General features: G+C 68.8%; 15 protein-coding genes. 6 read left to right on the top strand and 9 right to left on the bottom strand.

The annotated features are described in order from the left end of the window. Positions 1–77 precede the first annotated feature (77 nt). Positions 78–1,493 carry a 23S rRNA (uracil(1939)-C(5))-methyltransferase RlmD gene (gene rlmD, locus FS845_RS13055; RefSeq protein WP_144635588.1) on the bottom strand — a complete coding sequence of 472 codons (1,416 nt, stop codon included), beginning with the start codon at positions 1,491–1,493 and terminating at the stop codon, positions 78–80. A 160-nt stretch (positions 1,494–1,653) separates the two neighbouring features. Next, positions 1,654–2,424 (bottom strand): TorF family putative porin, encoded by a 771-nt coding sequence (locus FS845_RS13050; protein WP_144635585.1) that lies wholly within the window; start codon positions 2,422–2,424, stop codon positions 1,654–1,656. A gap of 488 nt (positions 2,425–2,912) precedes the next feature. Here FS845_RS13050 and FS845_RS13045 point away from each other — a divergent pair, with 488 nt between their 5' ends. Then, entirely contained in the window at positions 2,913–3,623 is a 711-nt protein-coding gene (locus tag FS845_RS13045) for a hypothetical protein (protein WP_144635582.1), read from the top strand. A 17-nt stretch (positions 3,624–3,640) separates the two neighbouring features. Next, positions 3,641–4,108: a hypothetical protein gene (locus tag FS845_RS13040; protein ID WP_144635579.1), complete on the top strand. Its 468-nt coding sequence runs from the start codon at positions 3,641–3,643 to the stop codon at positions 4,106–4,108. Between the two features lie 117 nt (positions 4,109–4,225). On the opposite strand, the gene FS845_RS13035 is transcribed toward FS845_RS13040, so the two are convergent. The 6 genes from FS845_RS13035 to surE all read right to left on the bottom strand — a co-directional run bounded on the left by FS845_RS13035 (position 4,226) and on the right by surE (position 9,414). Beyond that, positions 4,226–4,861 (bottom strand): hypothetical protein, encoded by a 636-nt coding sequence (locus tag FS845_RS13035; protein ID WP_144635576.1) that lies wholly within the window; start codon positions 4,859–4,861, stop codon positions 4,226–4,228. Between the two features lie 218 nt (positions 4,862–5,079). Continuing rightward, the gene (locus FS845_RS13030; protein WP_144635573.1) at positions 5,080–5,967 is read right to left on the bottom strand and encodes an Rpn family recombination-promoting nuclease/putative transposase; all 888 of its coding nucleotides are present in this window, start codon (positions 5,965–5,967) and stop codon (positions 5,080–5,082) included. 106 nt (positions 5,968–6,073) lie between these two features. Further along, positions 6,074–6,853, bottom strand: coding sequence for a 3'-5' exonuclease (locus FS845_RS13025; RefSeq protein ID WP_144635570.1), 780 nt, complete (start codon positions 6,851–6,853; stop codon positions 6,074–6,076). Beyond that, positions 6,850–7,782 (bottom strand): peptidoglycan DD-metalloendopeptidase family protein, encoded by a 933-nt coding sequence (locus FS845_RS13020; protein ID WP_144635567.1) that lies wholly within the window; start codon positions 7,780–7,782, stop codon positions 6,850–6,852. The genes FS845_RS13025 and FS845_RS13020 overlap by 4 nt, the downstream gene beginning before the upstream one ends. Before the next feature lie 16 nt (positions 7,783–7,798). Then, positions 7,799–8,668, bottom strand: coding sequence for a protein-L-isoaspartate(D-aspartate) O-methyltransferase (locus FS845_RS13015; protein WP_144635564.1), 870 nt, complete (start codon positions 8,666–8,668; stop codon positions 7,799–7,801). After that, positions 8,665–9,414, bottom strand: coding sequence for a 5'/3'-nucleotidase SurE (gene surE, locus FS845_RS13010; RefSeq protein ID WP_144635561.1), 750 nt, complete (start codon positions 9,412–9,414; stop codon positions 8,665–8,667). The genes FS845_RS13015 and surE overlap by 4 nt, the downstream gene beginning before the upstream one ends. Before the next feature lie 180 nt (positions 9,415–9,594). On the opposite strand from surE, the gene plsY reads away from it, so the two are divergent. Further along, complete coding sequence (gene plsY / locus FS845_RS13005) at positions 9,595–10,233, top strand: glycerol-3-phosphate 1-O-acyltransferase PlsY (RefSeq protein ID WP_144635558.1); 639 nt, start codon at positions 9,595–9,597, stop codon at positions 10,231–10,233. A gap of 103 nt (positions 10,234–10,336) precedes the next feature. Here the strand turns inward: plsY and tsaD are convergent, their stop codons facing one another. Further along, on the bottom strand, positions 10,337–11,383 hold the full coding sequence (gene tsaD / locus FS845_RS13000; RefSeq protein ID WP_144635555.1) for a tRNA (adenosine(37)-N6)-threonylcarbamoyltransferase complex transferase subunit TsaD: 1,047 nt from the start codon (positions 11,381–11,383) through the stop codon (positions 10,337–10,339). Positions 11,384–11,517: 134 nt separating this feature from the next. Here tsaD and FS845_RS12995 point away from each other — a divergent pair, with 134 nt between their 5' ends. The 3 genes from FS845_RS12995 to FS845_RS12985 all read left to right on the top strand — a co-directional run bounded on the left by FS845_RS12995 (position 11,518) and on the right by FS845_RS12985 (position 14,552). Continuing rightward, a complete protein-coding gene (locus FS845_RS12995; protein ID WP_144635825.1) occupies positions 11,518–12,810 on the top strand; it encodes an NCS2 family permease in 1,293 nt (430 codons plus the stop codon). A 175-nt stretch (positions 12,811–12,985) separates the two neighbouring features. Beyond that, positions 12,986–14,023: an LLM class flavin-dependent oxidoreductase gene (locus FS845_RS12990; protein WP_144635552.1), complete on the top strand. Its 1,038-nt coding sequence runs from the start codon at positions 12,986–12,988 to the stop codon at positions 14,021–14,023. Between the two features lie 133 nt (positions 14,024–14,156). Next, entirely contained in the window at positions 14,157–14,552 is a 396-nt protein-coding gene (locus tag FS845_RS12985; RefSeq protein WP_144635549.1) for a thioredoxin family protein, read from the top strand. The last annotated feature ends 52 nt before the right edge of the window (positions 14,553–14,604 follow it).

The following is a 14,604-nucleotide window of genomic DNA, read 5'->3' as shown; positions in this document are numbered from 1 at the left end:
TGGCAGGCCAACCGCGACGCGGTCCGGGCGGAATGCAGCTCGGCAGTCCGCAGGCGGCCGCGCGCCCACGCCGTCGATCAGGCGGCGTCGGCCTCAGCCGCCACGCCGGCCGCCGCAACGGCTTGCGCCGCCAGCCGCTTCTGCGCGGCATCGGCCTGCGCGGCCAGCACGGTGGCCTCGTCCAGCGATTCGAACACCGCGATGGACTCGACGTGCCCCGTGTGCGGGAACATGTTGATCACGCCCGCGCTGCGCAGCGCATAGCCGCCCTCGTGCACCATGATGGCGGCATCGCGCGCCAGCGTGGCGGGATTACAGGACACGTAGACGATGCGCCTGGGGCGCTCGGCCAGCGACAGTTGCGACAGCGCCTGCGCCACGGCCTGCGCGCCTTCGCGCGGCGGGTCGATGAGCATGCGGTCGAAGTAGCCCAGGCCGCGCAGCCACTGCACGTCGACCTCGAACAGGTTCAGCGTGGCGAAGCTGGTGGTGTCCTGCAGGCCGTGTTCGCGGGCCGCCTGCATGGCGCGGTCGGTCAGCATCTTGCTGCCTTCCACGCCCACGGCCTCGCGTGCGCGCGTGGCCAGCGGCAGCGTGAAATTGCCCAGGCCACAGAACAGGTCGGCGATGCGGTCGGTGGGCTGGGGTTCCAGCAGCGTCAGCGCACGCGAGATCATCGCGCGGTTGATGGAATGATTGACCTGCGTGAAATCGGTGGGCCGGTACGGCATGCGCAGGCCGAACTCCGGCAGCGCATAGGCCAGCGCGTCGGCGTGTCCGGGCTCCAGCGGCTGCACGGTGTCGGGCCCCTTGGACTGCAGCCACCATTGCACGCCGTGCTCCTGGGCAAAGGCGCGCAGCAAGGCGACGTCGCCGTCGGTCAGCGGCAGCAGATGGCGCAGCACCAGCACCGTGACGGCATCGCCCAGCGCCACTTCGATCTGCGGCATGCGGTCGGGCGCCGACATGCTGGCGATCAGGGCGCGCAGCGGCATCAGCAGCGCGCTGACGGACGGCGGCAGCACGTGGCACTCGCGCATGTCTGCCACGTAGCTGCTCTTGCGCTCGTGGAAGCCCACCAGCACCCCGCCCTTCTTGGGCACCACGCGCACCGACAGGCGGGCGCGGTAGCGATAGCCCCAGGTGGGGCCATGCAACGGCGGCAGCACGCGCGCCGGGCGCAGCTTGCCGATGTGCCAGAAGGTGTCTTCCAGCGAACGCTGCTTGATGGCCACCTGGGCGGTCGGCTCCAGGTGCTGCATGGCACAGCCGCCGCACACGCCGAAGTGAGGGCAGCGCGGCACGACGCGCTGCGACGACGGCGTCAGCACGGTCTCGACGCGCGCGGTCTCGTAGGACGGCTTGCGCCGCACCGTCGTGGCGGTCACCCGTTCGCCGGGCAGCGCGCCCTCGACGAACACGACCTTGCCGTCGCGGCGGGCAATGCCCCGGGCTTCCAGGTCCAGGGACTCGATTTTCAGTACGTCGGACATCTCTTGCGGGCGATCCAGGTTTTCGGGCAACCCGGCATTATATGAAGTGTCCGGACCCGCCCGAAACCTGCCTGGCCCGTGGCCCGCTGCGACGATCCGCCCCTGAAAACGGCAAGGCCGATCGTCCCTTGCGGGACGACCGGCCCCAAACCAGGAGAAATCAGAAGGTGCGCGACACGGACACCACGGCGCCCAGGCGGCCGGACGGGTGGCCGTACTTGGTCGGCAGCCAGTTGTCCTTGTTCGCTCCCACCGCGGCCAAGCCCACGACCCAGCCCTTCAGGTCCTTGGTCACGCCCAGCTTGTAGTCGACGTAGCCGCTGATCTTCTCGTCGTCGGCGGTGTAGGACACCGCACCCTTCAGGCGCTGGTAGCCGACGTGGCCGACCAGGCCCCAGCCGTCGCCCAGATCATAGGTGCCCGACGCGTCCAGGTACCAGGTGCCCTTGGTGTCGGCCACGCCGAAGAAGTCGCTGGGCGTGTACGAATACTTCAGCGAGAAGGTCTGGTAGGTCACGCCCAGGTAGATGTCGGTGTTGTTGATGTTGCCGCCGCTCTTGGCCGACGAGGAACCCGGGTAGTAGTAGTGCAGCGCGCCGATGTCCAGGCCCAGGTCGCCCGCGACCGGACCGCGCCAGCCGCCGTAGAAGTCCATCTCGAGGTTGCCTTCGTTGATCACGAAGTCGGAGACGTTGGAGTTCCAGTTGCCCAGGTAGAAACCGGAGCTGTGGGCGATGTCGAAGCCCAGTTGCGCGGCGGGCCGGAAATCGGTCTGCGAGAAGCCGCGGAACCGGTAGTCGTTGACGATCGTGGCATTGCCGCTGAGCGAAAAGCCGGCGCCTAGATCGGTCGGATCGGCATGCACGACGGGCGCCATCGCACATGCGGCGGCGGCCAGGCACAGGGAGTGGGCAAGCAGCGTCTTCTTCATGAGTACGTTCCTGAGGCGATTGGAATGGATAGGGCAGGCTCCGGATGCCCTGCAGGCCGGATACGAATAGACAGGTTCGATATCAGCTTGAAAGAGATTAAGCACGTTCCATGCCAGCTTTTTCGCGCCTTGCCGTGCGGGTGGGCAGGTCCCAGGAGCACCGCTTTGGGCCGGGAATGGCGCCCGATGGCCCAGAGCGGCGCACCATCGCGGTGCAGCGGGGCGGATATGCCCCGGGAAGAGGCGCATGCGAGCGCGTCGGCTGCCGCGGCCAGCCGGTGGCGCTGCGCGATTCGCTGCCGGATCTGCGCGGCAAAGTCCATTCACGATCGGATACGTGATTGACCAATCATTTCATATCGCCACGGTGCGCCCTGGTATTTTTTCCCGTCGCCTTTGGACGCTGGCGGAATCCCATTTCTCATTCCGCGGGCCTACGGCCGGGGCGTCTTCCCTTTCCGCGAAATAGAAAAAGAGACCCCTCATCCATGGCCATCAATGACCCGATTTCCCAGGACCGCTCCGCATTCGACTCGGCCATCCAGGCCCTGAAGGTCGAAGTCGCCAACGTCGGCTCCCACCTGTCGCTGGATGCTTCGGCCCGGCTTGCCTACACCCGCCAGATCCTGGCGATGTCCAACGAACTGCAGTTCGAGGTGATGAGCGGCCGCCTGACGTGGGCGCAGGCCGCCCAGCAGGCGCAGGAAGCGCGCAACACCATCATGCAGATCATCCGCGGGCGCAGCACGCCGGTCGGACTGGCGATCGCGCAGTCGTTGAAGAAGGAAGGCGTGACGCTGAACCAGTTGGTCGCCGCCAAGACCATCAAGCTGCACGGGCCGACGGCGCGGTTCGACAATCTCACGCTGTCGCAGCAGAACGCGGTGTACGGCGAGATCGTGAAGTCGGCGGGCCGGTCGAATCCCCAGGTGACGCAGACCATCAGCCGCCTGTCACGCGCCGGGCGTGGCCTGATCGTGATCTCGATCGCGCTGTCCGCCTACAACATCGCCACGGCCGACGACAAGGTGTCGGCCACGGGGCGCGAGGTCGCGGTCACGGGCGCCGGCATCGGCGGCGGCATTGCCGGCGGCGCACTGGCGGGCCTGGCCTGCGGTCCCGGGGCGCCGGTGTGCGTGACGGTCGGCGCATTCGTGGGCGGCGCCCTGGCCGCCTTCGGCATCGACATGCTGTGGTAACGCGCGAGGCCACCGGCATGCGCACGCTGTCGCAGGACGAATTCTCGCTGAAACCGCTACCGGCCTCGCAGGACCAGGTGCGGCAAAGCCGCGTGGTGATCGACGGCAAGGTCACGCAGGCCGTCGTCGACGGCGTCGTGCTGGAAGCCGCGCTGCAATGGCGCCAAGGCTATCTGGTGTTCGCCACCGACGACATTCCGTTCGAGGAAATGCTGCGCATCACCCTGCTGGATGCCGACCTGCGCGTCGTCGACAGCGCACGGATAGGCGGCATGTACACCACGGGCGTGTTCTCGTCGATGAAGCTGGAGGGCGCGGATACGGTGCGGTTCCGCTTTCTCGGCGGCACGGATTGGCGTGTGAAGATACTGCCGGCGCCGGGCTTTCGGGTGCCCTTTCTCAGCGAGCCGCGCGGGGTGGCGCGGCCGCTGGGATTCTCGAGGCGCTTCGTGGTGACGGGCAACCCGCAACCGGAATCGCGCTAGCGGGGAGTGTAGACGGCCGGCCACGGAGGCCGGCCGGAGCGCCCTTCACGCCTGGAGCCAGGCACGTCGGGTGGGGGGATGACACATCAGGCCTGACGCTGCGAGCCTGCTTCACGCTCAGCTGGCCGACGCGGCCGGCTGCTGCGCGCGCTCGGCGCGCCATTGCTGCATGCGCTCGGCGCGCTTTTCATGGCGGTCCTTCATGCGGGCCTGGCGTGCCTTGACCAGTTCGGCCACCTGGCCGCGCTGGGTCTCGTTCAGGCTGTCCCACACGGCCAGCCACTTGTCCCGCACCTGGCCCGCCTGCGTGCGGAACTGGTCGCGGTTGGACTCGGACGCGGCCATCAGCGCGCGCGGATCGAGCTTGCCGTCGGCCAGCTGCTTGTCCAGCAACTGGTGGCGGCCTGCGCCGGCTTCGCGGTGCGCCTTGAACAGGTCGCGCTGGGCGTCGCGCGCCTGCTGGACCAGGCCTTGCTGATCGGCGTCCAGCTTCAGCGTTTCGAGCTGCGCCTTCGACACGGGGCCCAGGCCGGGGATCATCATGCCGTCGCGGCCCATGTGATGGCCGTGGCGACCATGGTGCTCTCCGCGCGGGCCCTTGTGGCCATCCGGCGCCGCCTTGGCGGCGGACGGCTGGGTGGCGGGGGCATCGGACGTGGCCGCGGTGGCGGCAATCGTCGGGGCGCTCAGGGCGCCGGCGGTGATGGCCATGCTGAGGGCGGCGAGGGTATGACGGAGTGCGATTCGGGACATGAGAAATCTCCTGTTGGGTGGTAACGCGATGCCATTGTGCGGCGGCACCGGTTTCGCGCGGGTTTCGTGCGCGGGGCGCTTGTTTCAGTCGATTGCTTGGGGGAATGGCATGGCCGGCTGTTGACCTGACGCACGAAAACCCGCCCATTGCCGCACCCGCTTCCGCCTGCCCAAGCCGGATGGCATCCGTGCCCCGGACATCCAGCGGAAGTCAGGCATTACACGAACACTTCTTCCATCGTGCGCGCGTCCAGCAGCTTCACAGCCCAATCCGTCAGTTGATCGGCTTTCGCCTTGCTCAACTTGTCCTCGATTTCAGTCGGCAAGGCGCCGAAGCGATGCGTGAGCTGTCGTTTCAGCACGCGTTGCTGGCCCTTCTTCTCTGCGGCCCGCCGTGCGACGCGCTCGTCCATCGCCGCGAACTCGCGCTGCATGGCGATGATCCGCAATTCTTCTTCCGAACACATCGACTCGAGATGCTTCAGGGCCTCGAGGGCCGGGGGGTGGGTGATTTGGCGCATGATGTCCTCATCCGGGTAATGCGACAGGCAGACCACCCAATCCATCAAGGCGGAGGGCCCCTGTTGCAGAATTTCCGCCTTGTGCAGTTCGACGACGTACAACTGCAAGGCCTGATCGAATTCTATGGACGGACGCAGGGAATCGCGCAAAGTGAAGCGCCAATCAGCCTGGTCCGACACGCGGGTGTACCAGTCCTGTCCGATCAGCGTGATGCCGATGGATGGCTGCAGCACGTCATAGTCCTCGCCCGAGCGCAATTGTTCGGCCAGGCCACGCGCCATGTAGTAGACGCTGCGCGCCGGCCAATCGGCATGCCGCCGCATCTGCATTTCCACGATGAACTGCTGGCCATCGGCGTCCCGCGCGCGGATGTCGAACACGACCTGCTTGCCCGCAGGCGCATCCGGCACGAGAAGCGGATTCAGGATATGGACGATGGACACCGGCGCCGCCGGATGGCGCACCGTATTGATCAGGTCCGACAGCAGATGTGGCTGCCTGCAGAACAGGGCCTTGAAAACGACGTCGTTGGATAGACGAAGTTTGCGTCGCGCAGGTCTGTCGATGCGTGAGGTGATAGGCACGGCTTCCCTTCGATGAACGAATCCGGAAGCGGCACTCTACCCAGCCGGGCGACGAAGCAAAATTGGATGAATCCGTCCCTGTGGCGGAAACGTCCCTGCCCGGCTGTCAGGCCGCGTCCCAGGCCGCCATGTATTCCTTCCAGTGCGGCGCGTCGCTGGCGGCCAGCGTGTCGCGCACCAGGGTGATCTCGGCCTCGTACGAGGTCTGGTCGAGTTCGCCGCGCAGGAAGCGGAAGCGGCAGTACACCAGCCAGGTGTTGACCACGTCGGTCTCGCAATAGGCGCGCACCGCGTCGGCCTGGCCGTTGTTCCAGGCCTCCCAGACCTTGCTGCCGTCCATGCCCAGCTTGCCGGGAAAGCCGCACAGCTTGGCCAGCTCGTCCAGCGGCGCGTTGGCGCGGCCGTTGTACTTGGCCAGCAAATCCATCAGGTCGATGTGGCGGTTGTGGTAGCGGCTGATGTAGTTGTTGTACTTGAAGTCGCGGTCCTCCTCGCCCATGTCCCAGTAGCGGGGCGCGGGGACGCCGTGGATCAGGCTGCGATAGTGCAGCACGGGCAGGTCGAAACCCGAGCCGTTCCAGCTGACCAGCCGGGGCGTGTAGTGCTCGATGGTCTTGAAGAAGCCGGCCAGCAGCACGGGCTCGGGATCGTCGGGGTTGCCCAGCGTCTTCACGCGGAAACCCTTGTCGTCGCGGAACACGCAGCCCACTACCGCCACGCGGTGCAGGTGCAGCGGCAGGAAGTCGTGCCCGACGGCTTCGCGCCGCGCGGCGAAGGCGCGTTCGGCGACCTCGGCATCGGGCACGTCGGCGCCCCAGCCGTGCAGCCGGCGCAGGCCGGCCACGTCGGGCAGGGTTTCCAGGTCGAAGACCAGGGTGGGCGTCATCGCGCGGGCAGGTACTGCAAGGGGTCGACGGGCGTGCCCTGGCGGCGGATCTCGAAGTGCAGCTTGGGCGACGTGGTGTCGGTCTGGCCCACCTCGGCGATCTTGGCGCCCTTCTTGACGTTCTGGCCCGTCTTCACCAGCAGCGCGCGGTTGTGCGCATACGCGGTGATGAAGCCGTTCTGGTGGTTGATGATGACCAGGTTGCCCAGGCCGCGCACGCCGTTGCCGCTGTACATGACCTTGCCGTCGGCAGCCGCGATGACCGGATCGCCGGGCGAGCCGGCGATGTCGATGCCCTTGGTGTTGCTGTTGAACTGCGCGGTGACGGCGCCGCTGGCGGGCCAGCCCCACGAGATGACGTTGGCGTCGGACGCGCGCGGCGGCGCCGGAGTGGCGGGCGGCGCGGGCGTGGCAGGCTGGGTCGGCGTGGTGGCCGGCGGCGTGCCCGGCGTGGCGCCGTCCGCGGGCTTGGCGGCCGATCCGGGCGGCGCGTCCAGCGGCACGGGTTCGGTCGACTTGCTGGGCGCCGTGGCGATGGCCTGCGGCGTATTGACCGGCGCGGCGGACGGCGCGGTGCCACCGCCGTTGCCGCCGCCGGACGCGGACAGCTTCAGCACCTGGCCCACGGCGATCTGGTTGGGATCGTTCAGGTTGTTCAGGCGCTTGAGCGTGTCGACGTCGACGTTGTTGTTGCGAGCGATGCGATAGAGGCTGTCGCCAGGCTTGACCACGTACGTGCCGCCCGCGGCAGGCCCGCCATGGGCAGGCTGCTGGGTCATGTCGACGATGGGCGCCTGGCGCGGCGTGCTGGTGCAGCCTGCCAATGCCAGGGCCAGGACCAGCATGCTTGCCGGCAGCATGCGTTTGCCCGGACGCGCGAGCGCGCGGGGCGATATTGCAGCGGTCAGTGTCAACTGCCCGTTGAGCATACGATTCTCCTGTCGCTCAAGTTTGTATTCCGGCTCGCAGAGGCACGAAGCGGACGGCTTCGAGCTCGCGGCGATTCCAGCTGGCTGCCCCAGTGCGTTCGACCAGCACCAGCCGCTGGCTGGCGCCGCCTTCCGGCGCGATGAGGCGGCCGCCTGGCGCCAGTTGCGCAAGTAGGGCCTGAGGAATGCTCAGGCCCGCGGCAGCCACAACAATAGCATCGAACGGTGCGATGCCGGGCAGGCCCAGCATGCCGTCGCCATGGATCAGCCTGACCTTGGTTGCCAGGCGCAATGCGCGCAAATGGCCGCGCGCCAGTTCGAACAGGCCGCGGATGCGTTCGATGGCGTGGACCTCGCGCACGAACTGCGCCATGACTGCGGCCTGGTAGCCGCAGCCGGCGCCGACCTCGAGCACGCGAGTGGGCTCGCGGTCCTCGCAGACCGCCGCCAGCATGCGCGCCACCACCCAGGGTTGCGAGATGGTCTGCGAATGGCCGATGGGCAGCGCCGCGTCTTCATAGGCCCGGCTGGCCAGCGCCTCGTCGACGAACAGGTGCCGCGGCACGGCGCCCATGGCGGCCAGCACGCGTTCGTCGGCAATGCCCTGCTCTCGCAGGCGCTGCACCATGGCCTGGCGCAGGCGCTCGGAATTCAGGCCCAGGTTGGGCGCGGGCGGCGCGGCATTGCGCGAGGCGTCGGGACGCTGCAGCGTGGCCGACGAGATGCGGGTGTTGCTGTTGGCGGGCGTGATGCCGGGCCCTACGCCGGAGATGCCGTAGCGGGAAGCGCCCGGCTTGGACGAGCCTTGCGCAGGGGCGCCAGGCCTGGAAACGCCGGGCTGCGAGACGCGGGCGTAGTCGCCGGGACCGGGCCGCTTCGTGCTCATATAGACCCCGCCCACGCGCGAACCTCGTCCAGCTGGCCCGTGTGCGTCAGGTCCAGGCGCAGCGGGGTGATGGCGACGGCGCCTTGTGCCACCGCGTGGAAATCGGTGCCCGGCGTGGCGTCGGCGGCCAGCCCCACCGGGCCAATCCAGTAGACCGGATCGCCATAGGGCGTGGTGGTGCGCACCACGGGCTCGGACGGATGGCGTTTGCCCAGCCGCGTGACCGAGAAGCCTGCGAGGTCTTCGAAGGGACGGTTGGGGATGTTGACGTTCAGCAGCATGGGCGCGGCCAGCGGCTCGGCCATCTGGCGCCGGACCACCTGGCGCGCGGCACGGGCCGCCGAGTCGATGTGCTCCCAGCCCTTCTCGGCCAGCGAGAAGGCGATGGCCGGGATGCCGAACAGGTAGCCCTCGGTGGCGGCGGCGACGGTGCCCGAATACAGGGTGTCGTCGCCCATGTTGGCGCCGTTGTTGATGCCGGACACCACCAGGTCGGGACGCCCTTCCATCAGGCCGCCAGTGAGCGCCACGTGCACGCAATCGGACGGCGTGCCGTTGACGTAGAGGAAGCCGTTGGCCGCGGTGCGAACCGACAGCGGCCGGTTCAGCGTCAGGGAGTTCGACGCGCCGCTGTGGTTGGTTTCCGGCGCGACCACGGTCAGCTCGCCCAGGTCCGCCAGCGCCTCGACCAGCGCCTGCAGTCCAGGGGCGTTGTAGCCATCGTCGTTCGAAACCAGGATACGCATCAATCCTTCCGTATTTAACAAACCCTGCGCGGGGCAACCCTTCGTCGAGCCCACTGCGCGGGGCATCCCGGCGCCGGGGCCACCCGCCGCGAGGCAACCGATTGTACGGCAGCCGGACCCGACCCTGGCGGCCGGCCGCGCGGTAGAATCCGCAGCCTCAACCCTCAGCCGGATTCCGCAATGGTCGACGCCGCCCCCTCCCTGCCCCTGAACGCCGCCCTGATCCTGCTTGCCTACCTGATCGGCTCCATTCCCTTCGCGGTCATCGTGTCCCGCGTGATGGGCCTGCAGGACCCGCGCAGCTACGGCTCGGGCAATCCCGGCGCGACCAATGTGCTGCGCTCGGGCAGCAAGCCGGCCGCCGCGCTCACGCTGCTGGGCGACGCCGCCAAGGGCTGGTTCGCGCTGTGGCTGGCGCAGGCGCTGGCGCCCGGGCTGTCCTGGACGACCTACGCGCTGGTCGCCCTGGCGGTCTTCCTGGGCCACCTGTACCCCGTGTTCCTGCGCTTCAAGGGCGGCAAGGGCGTGGCCACGGCGCTCGGCGTGCTGGCCGCGATCCAGCCCTGGCTGGCGCTGGCCACCATCGCCACCTGGATCATCGTGGTGCTGTTCTCTCGCTATTCGTCGCTGGGCGCCCTGGCCGCCGCCTTCTTCGCGCCGCTGTACTACGTGTTCGGCTCGGGCGTGGCCTGGAAGGCGCATCCGCCCGTGGTCGTGGCCATCGCCGTGATGAGCGCACTGCTGTACTACCGCCACCGGGCCAACATCCAGCGCCTGCTGAAGGGCACGGAAAGCCGGATCGGCAGCAAGAAGAAGTAAGCGGCGTGCGGGCGTAGTGCGCAGCGCGCCCCCTCGCACGCCACGACAACCGCCCCGGGCGCCATCGCCCGCGATGGTGCCGGCCGCCGGCCAGCCGCTGCGCCTACGATCCGGCGCCCACCGTGATGTCGGCCAGGTCCCAGCGCGGCCGGACCGTGAAGGCATGGCCGTCCTCGCGCAGCTCGGCCAGCCCGGCCTTGACGCGCTCGGCCGCGGCGTAGGCGATCATCGCGCCGTTGTCCGTGCACAGCGACAGCGGCGGGAAATAGGCCTGCGCCTTCAGCTTTGCGAGTTCGCGCGCCAGGTGAGAACGCAGCAGGCTGTTGGCCCCCACCCCGCCCGCCACCACCAGGCGCCGCAGTTTCGTCTGCTTCAGCGCGCGGATGGCCTTGGCGGCCAGCACGTCGACGATGGCCGCCTGGGTGGCGGCCGCCAGGTCGGCACGCGTCTGTTCGTCCAGCCCTCCGGCCTGCTCGGCCGCCTTCACACGCGTCAGCACCGCCGTCTTCAGGCCGCTGAAGCTGAAATCCAGGTCGCCGCTGTGCAGCATGGGACGCGGCAGCTCGAAGCGCGTGGCGTCGCCCTGCTCGGCCATGCGCGACAGCGCGGGCCCGCCGGGATAGCCCAGTCCCATCAGCTTGGCCGACTTGTCGAAGGCCTCGCCGGCCGCGTCGTCCAACGTCTCGCCCAGCAGTTCATAGCGGCCGACGCCGTCGACCCGCATCAGCTGCGTATGCCCGCCCGAGACCAGCAGGGCCACGAAGGGAAACTCGGGCCGCGGATCGGCCAGCAACGGCGACAGCAGGTGGCCTTCGAGGTGATGGATGCCGATGGCCGGGCGGCCCAGCGACCAGGCCAGCGACTGCGCCACGCTGGCGCCCACCAGCAGCGCGCCGGCCAGGCCCGGGCCGGCCGTGTAGGCCACGGCGTCGACGTCCGACAGTTGCAGACCGGCGTCGCGCAGCACCTGGCGGGTGAGCGGCACCACGCGGCGGATGTGGTCGCGCGAGGCCAGTTCGGGCACCACGCCGCCGTACTCCTGGTGCATGGCGATCTGCGTGTGCAGGGCGTGCGACAGCAGGCCGCGTTCGGTGCAGACCGCGGCCACGCCGGTCTCGTCGCAGGAGCTTTCGAATCCGAGGATGATCATGGGCGCAGAGTTTACAACTGGTGCGAAAATACCGGTTTGGCGGCCGCGCAATACGGCCCTCGGCACAGGCGCGGGCACGCATGCGTGCACCGTGGCCGGCACTCATCACCAGGAACGAAGGGGACCTGACCAACATGCTCGAGAAGCTCTTCCGCCTGCGCGAGCACGGCACCACCGCGCGTACCGAGATCATCGCCGGGATCACCACGTTCCTGACGATGTCCTACATCATCTTCGTCAACCCGGACATCCTGTCGTCCACCGGCATGGACCGCAACGCGGTGTTCGTGGCCACCTGCCTGGCCGCCGCGCTGGGCACGCTGATCATGGCGCTGGTGGCCAACTGGCCCATCGGCATGGCGCCCGGCATGGGCCTGAACGCGTTCTTCGCGTTCGGCGTGGTCAAGGGCATGGGCTACACCTGGGAACAGGCGCTGGGCGCGGTGTTCATCTCGGGCATCATCTTCCTGGTCCTGACACTGACCGGCGTACGCGCCTGGCTGATCAAGGGCATCCCGCATTCGCTGCGCAGCGCCATCGCCGCGGGCATCGGGCTGTTCCTGGCCATTATCGCGCTATCCAGTTCGGGCATCGTGGTTCCCCACCCCGCCACCAAGGTCGCGCTGGGCGACCTGCGCGCGCCGGGCCCGCTGTTCGCCGTGCTGGGCTTCTTCATCATCGCCGGCCTCGATGCCCTGCGCGTGCGCGGCGCCATCCTGATCGGCGTGCTGGCCGTCACCGTGCTGTCCATGGTGCTGGGCTACAACGAGTTCCGCGGCGTGTTCTCCGCGCCGCCCAGCCTGGCCCCCACGCTGATGCAGCTGGACATCATGGGCGCGCTGCACACGGGCTTCGTGCACGTCATCATCGTGTTCGTGCTGGTCGAGGTCTTCGACGCGACGGGCACGCTGATGGGCGTGGCCAAGCGCGCCGGCCTGGTGCCCGAAGACCGCCCCAACCGCCTGGGCCGCGCGCTGTTCGCCGACAGCACGGCCATTGTGGCGGGCTCGATGCTGGGCACCAGCAGCACCACCGCCTTCGTCGAAAGCGCCTCGGGCGTGCAGGCCGGCGGCCGCACGGGCCTGACCGCGCTGGTGGTCGCCCTGCTGTTCCTGGCCGCGCTGTTCATCTCGCCGCTGGCCGGCTCCGTGCCGGCCTACGCCACCGCGCCCGCGCTGCTGTACGTGGCCGGCCTGATGATGCGCGAACTGATCGACATCGACTGGGACGACGTGACCGAGGCCACGCCCGCGGCGCTCACCGCGCTGATCATGCCGTTCACCTATTCCATCGCAAACGGCCTGGCGTTCGGCTTCATCAGCTACGCCGTGCTGAAGGCCTGCACCGGCCGCATCCGCCAGGTGCATCCGGCCACGTGGCTGGTGGCCGCGCTGTTCGTGGTGCGCTTCGCGTTCTTCCCCGAATAGCGGCGCGCAGGTCCGGGCGGCGCGGCACACAGGGCCATATACGCAGCCTATCGACCCGGAAGGCCGCAAGGTTGCTCGGGGCCGCGGTTGATTTCGCCGATACACTCTCCATATGAGCAACAGGCGGAACGTGCCCCTTCCGGCACGCCCCGCCGGTCTTTCCGCAGAGGTGATCATGAGCGTCCTGGCCAACGTGCCCCTTTCCGTGCTCGACCTGGCGCCCATCGTCCAGGGCGGCAGCGCGGCCGATGCGTTCCGCAACACCGTGGCGCTGGCCCAGCACGTCGAGAAGCTCGGCTACAACCGCTTCTGGCTGGCCGAGCACCACAACATTCCCGGCATCGCCAGCAGCGCCACGTCGGTGCTGATCGGCCACGTGGCCGGCCACACCCGCACGCTGCGCGTCGGCTCCGGCGGCATCATGCTGCCCAACCACGCCCCGCTGATCATCGCCGAACAGTTCGGCACGCTGGAGACGCTGTATCCCGGCCGCATCGACCTGGGCCTGGGCCGCGCGCCCGGCAGCGACGGCGCCACGCAGCACGCGCTGCGCCGCGGCCCGCGCAGCGGCCTGGAGTTCCCGGCCCTGCTGGACGAGCTGCGCGCCTTCCTGGCGCCGGCCCAGCCTGGCCAGCCGGTGCGCGCCATCCCTGGCGCCGGCCTGGACACCATTCCCATCTGGCTGCTTGGCTCCAGCGATTTCAGCGCGCGCCTGGCCGCCGAACTGGGCCTGCCCTTCTCGTTCGCCGGCCATTTCTCGCCCGAGGGCATGGCGGCGATGCGGCTGTATCGCCACCTGTTCAAGCCGTCCGACACCCTGGCGCGGCCCTATGCCATGATCGGCGTGCCCGTCATCGCGGCCGACACCGACGAGCAGGCGCGGCACCTGTCCACCACGCAGCAGCTGAAGTTCCTGTCGCTGGTGCGCGGCAACCGCCTGGCGCTGCAGCCGCCAGTGGAAAGCATGGACGGCCTGTGGAACGAGTGGGAACGCCAGGCCGTGCACCAGAAGCTGGCCGCCTCCATCGTGGGCGGGCCCGACACAGTCCGCCAGAAGCTGGAAGCCCTGATCGCGCAGACCGAAGCCGACGAAGTGATGATCGTCTCCGACTTCCATCGCCTGGAAGACCGGCTGCGGTCGTACGAGATCGTGGCCTCGCTCAGGGGCGAGCGCGCCGGCGCGCAAGACCCGGCGTCCTGTCTGCCGGCCTGAGATCCCATTGCATGGCCGCAGCCGGCAGGCATGCCGGTTGCGGTGCCCGTCGCGGCGCGCCGAAGTTCGCCGCGTATAACCGGGCCGGCCCGCCGGCCCACACTTCCGCGTCCGGCGCGGCAAGGATGGCGTTATGAGCATCGTAGAACTCACCAAGGATTCCTTCCAGGAAGCCATTACCCCCGACGGCACCCTGATCGTCGACTTCTGGGCCCCGTGGTGCGGCCCGTGCAAAGGCTTCGCGCCGGTCTTCGAGCAGGCCGCCACCGAGCATCCCGACGTCACGTTCGCCAAGGTCAACACCGACCTCGAGCAGGAACTGGCCGGCGCGCTGGGCATCCGCTCGATTCCCACGCTGATGGTGTTCCGTGAACAGGTGCTGCTGTTCTCGCAGCCGGGCGCGCTGAGCGCGGGCCAGCTGAACGAACTGCTGGGCAAGATCAAGGAAGTGGACATGACCCAGGTCCACAAGGACATCGCCGACGCGCGCGCGAAGTCCGATGGCGCGGACGGCGCCGCGGCCGAATAAGGCCATGCCCGTGCGCTGGCCCACGCCCGGGCGCACGGGTCGTTCAACCCCG

Source organism: Bordetella genomosp. 13 (assembly GCF_007679965.1).
GTDB lineage: Bacteria > Pseudomonadota > Gammaproteobacteria > Burkholderiales > Burkholderiaceae_B > Bordetella.
This window is presented reverse-complemented; position numbering and strand designations above follow the sequence as displayed.

Coding starts and splice junctions, on each gene's coding strand:
- rlmD (WP_144635588.1), bottom strand. CDS start 1,493: ATGTCCGACGTACTGAAAATCGAGTCCCTGGACCTGGAAGCCCGGGGC.
- FS845_RS13050 (WP_144635585.1), bottom strand. CDS start 2,424: ATGAAGAAGACGCTGCTTGCCCACTCCCTGTGCCTGGCCGCCGCCGCA.
- FS845_RS13045 (WP_144635582.1), top strand. CDS start 2,913: ATGGCCATCAATGACCCGATTTCCCAGGACCGCTCCGCATTCGACTCG.
- FS845_RS13040 (WP_144635579.1), top strand. CDS start 3,641: ATGCGCACGCTGTCGCAGGACGAATTCTCGCTGAAACCGCTACCGGCC.
- FS845_RS13035 (WP_144635576.1), bottom strand. CDS start 4,861: ATGTCCCGAATCGCACTCCGTCATACCCTCGCCGCCCTCAGCATGGCC.
- FS845_RS13025 (WP_144635570.1), bottom strand. CDS start 6,853: ATGACGCCCACCCTGGTCTTCGACCTGGAAACCCTGCCCGACGTGGCC.
- FS845_RS13020 (WP_144635567.1), bottom strand. CDS start 7,782: ATGCTCAACGGGCAGTTGACACTGACCGCTGCAATATCGCCCCGCGCG.
- FS845_RS13015 (WP_144635564.1), bottom strand. CDS start 8,668: ATGAGCACGAAGCGGCCCGGTCCCGGCGACTACGCCCGCGTCTCGCAG.
- surE (WP_144635561.1), bottom strand. CDS start 9,414: ATGCGTATCCTGGTTTCGAACGACGATGGCTACAACGCCCCTGGACTG.
- plsY (WP_144635558.1), top strand. CDS start 9,595: ATGGTCGACGCCGCCCCCTCCCTGCCCCTGAACGCCGCCCTGATCCTG.
- tsaD (WP_144635555.1), bottom strand. CDS start 11,383: ATGATCATCCTCGGATTCGAAAGCTCCTGCGACGAGACCGGCGTGGCC.
- FS845_RS12995 (WP_144635825.1), top strand. CDS start 11,518: ATGCTCGAGAAGCTCTTCCGCCTGCGCGAGCACGGCACCACCGCGCGT.
- FS845_RS12990 (WP_144635552.1), top strand. CDS start 12,986: ATGAGCGTCCTGGCCAACGTGCCCCTTTCCGTGCTCGACCTGGCGCCC.
- FS845_RS12985 (WP_144635549.1), top strand. CDS start 14,157: ATGAGCATCGTAGAACTCACCAAGGATTCCTTCCAGGAAGCCATTACC.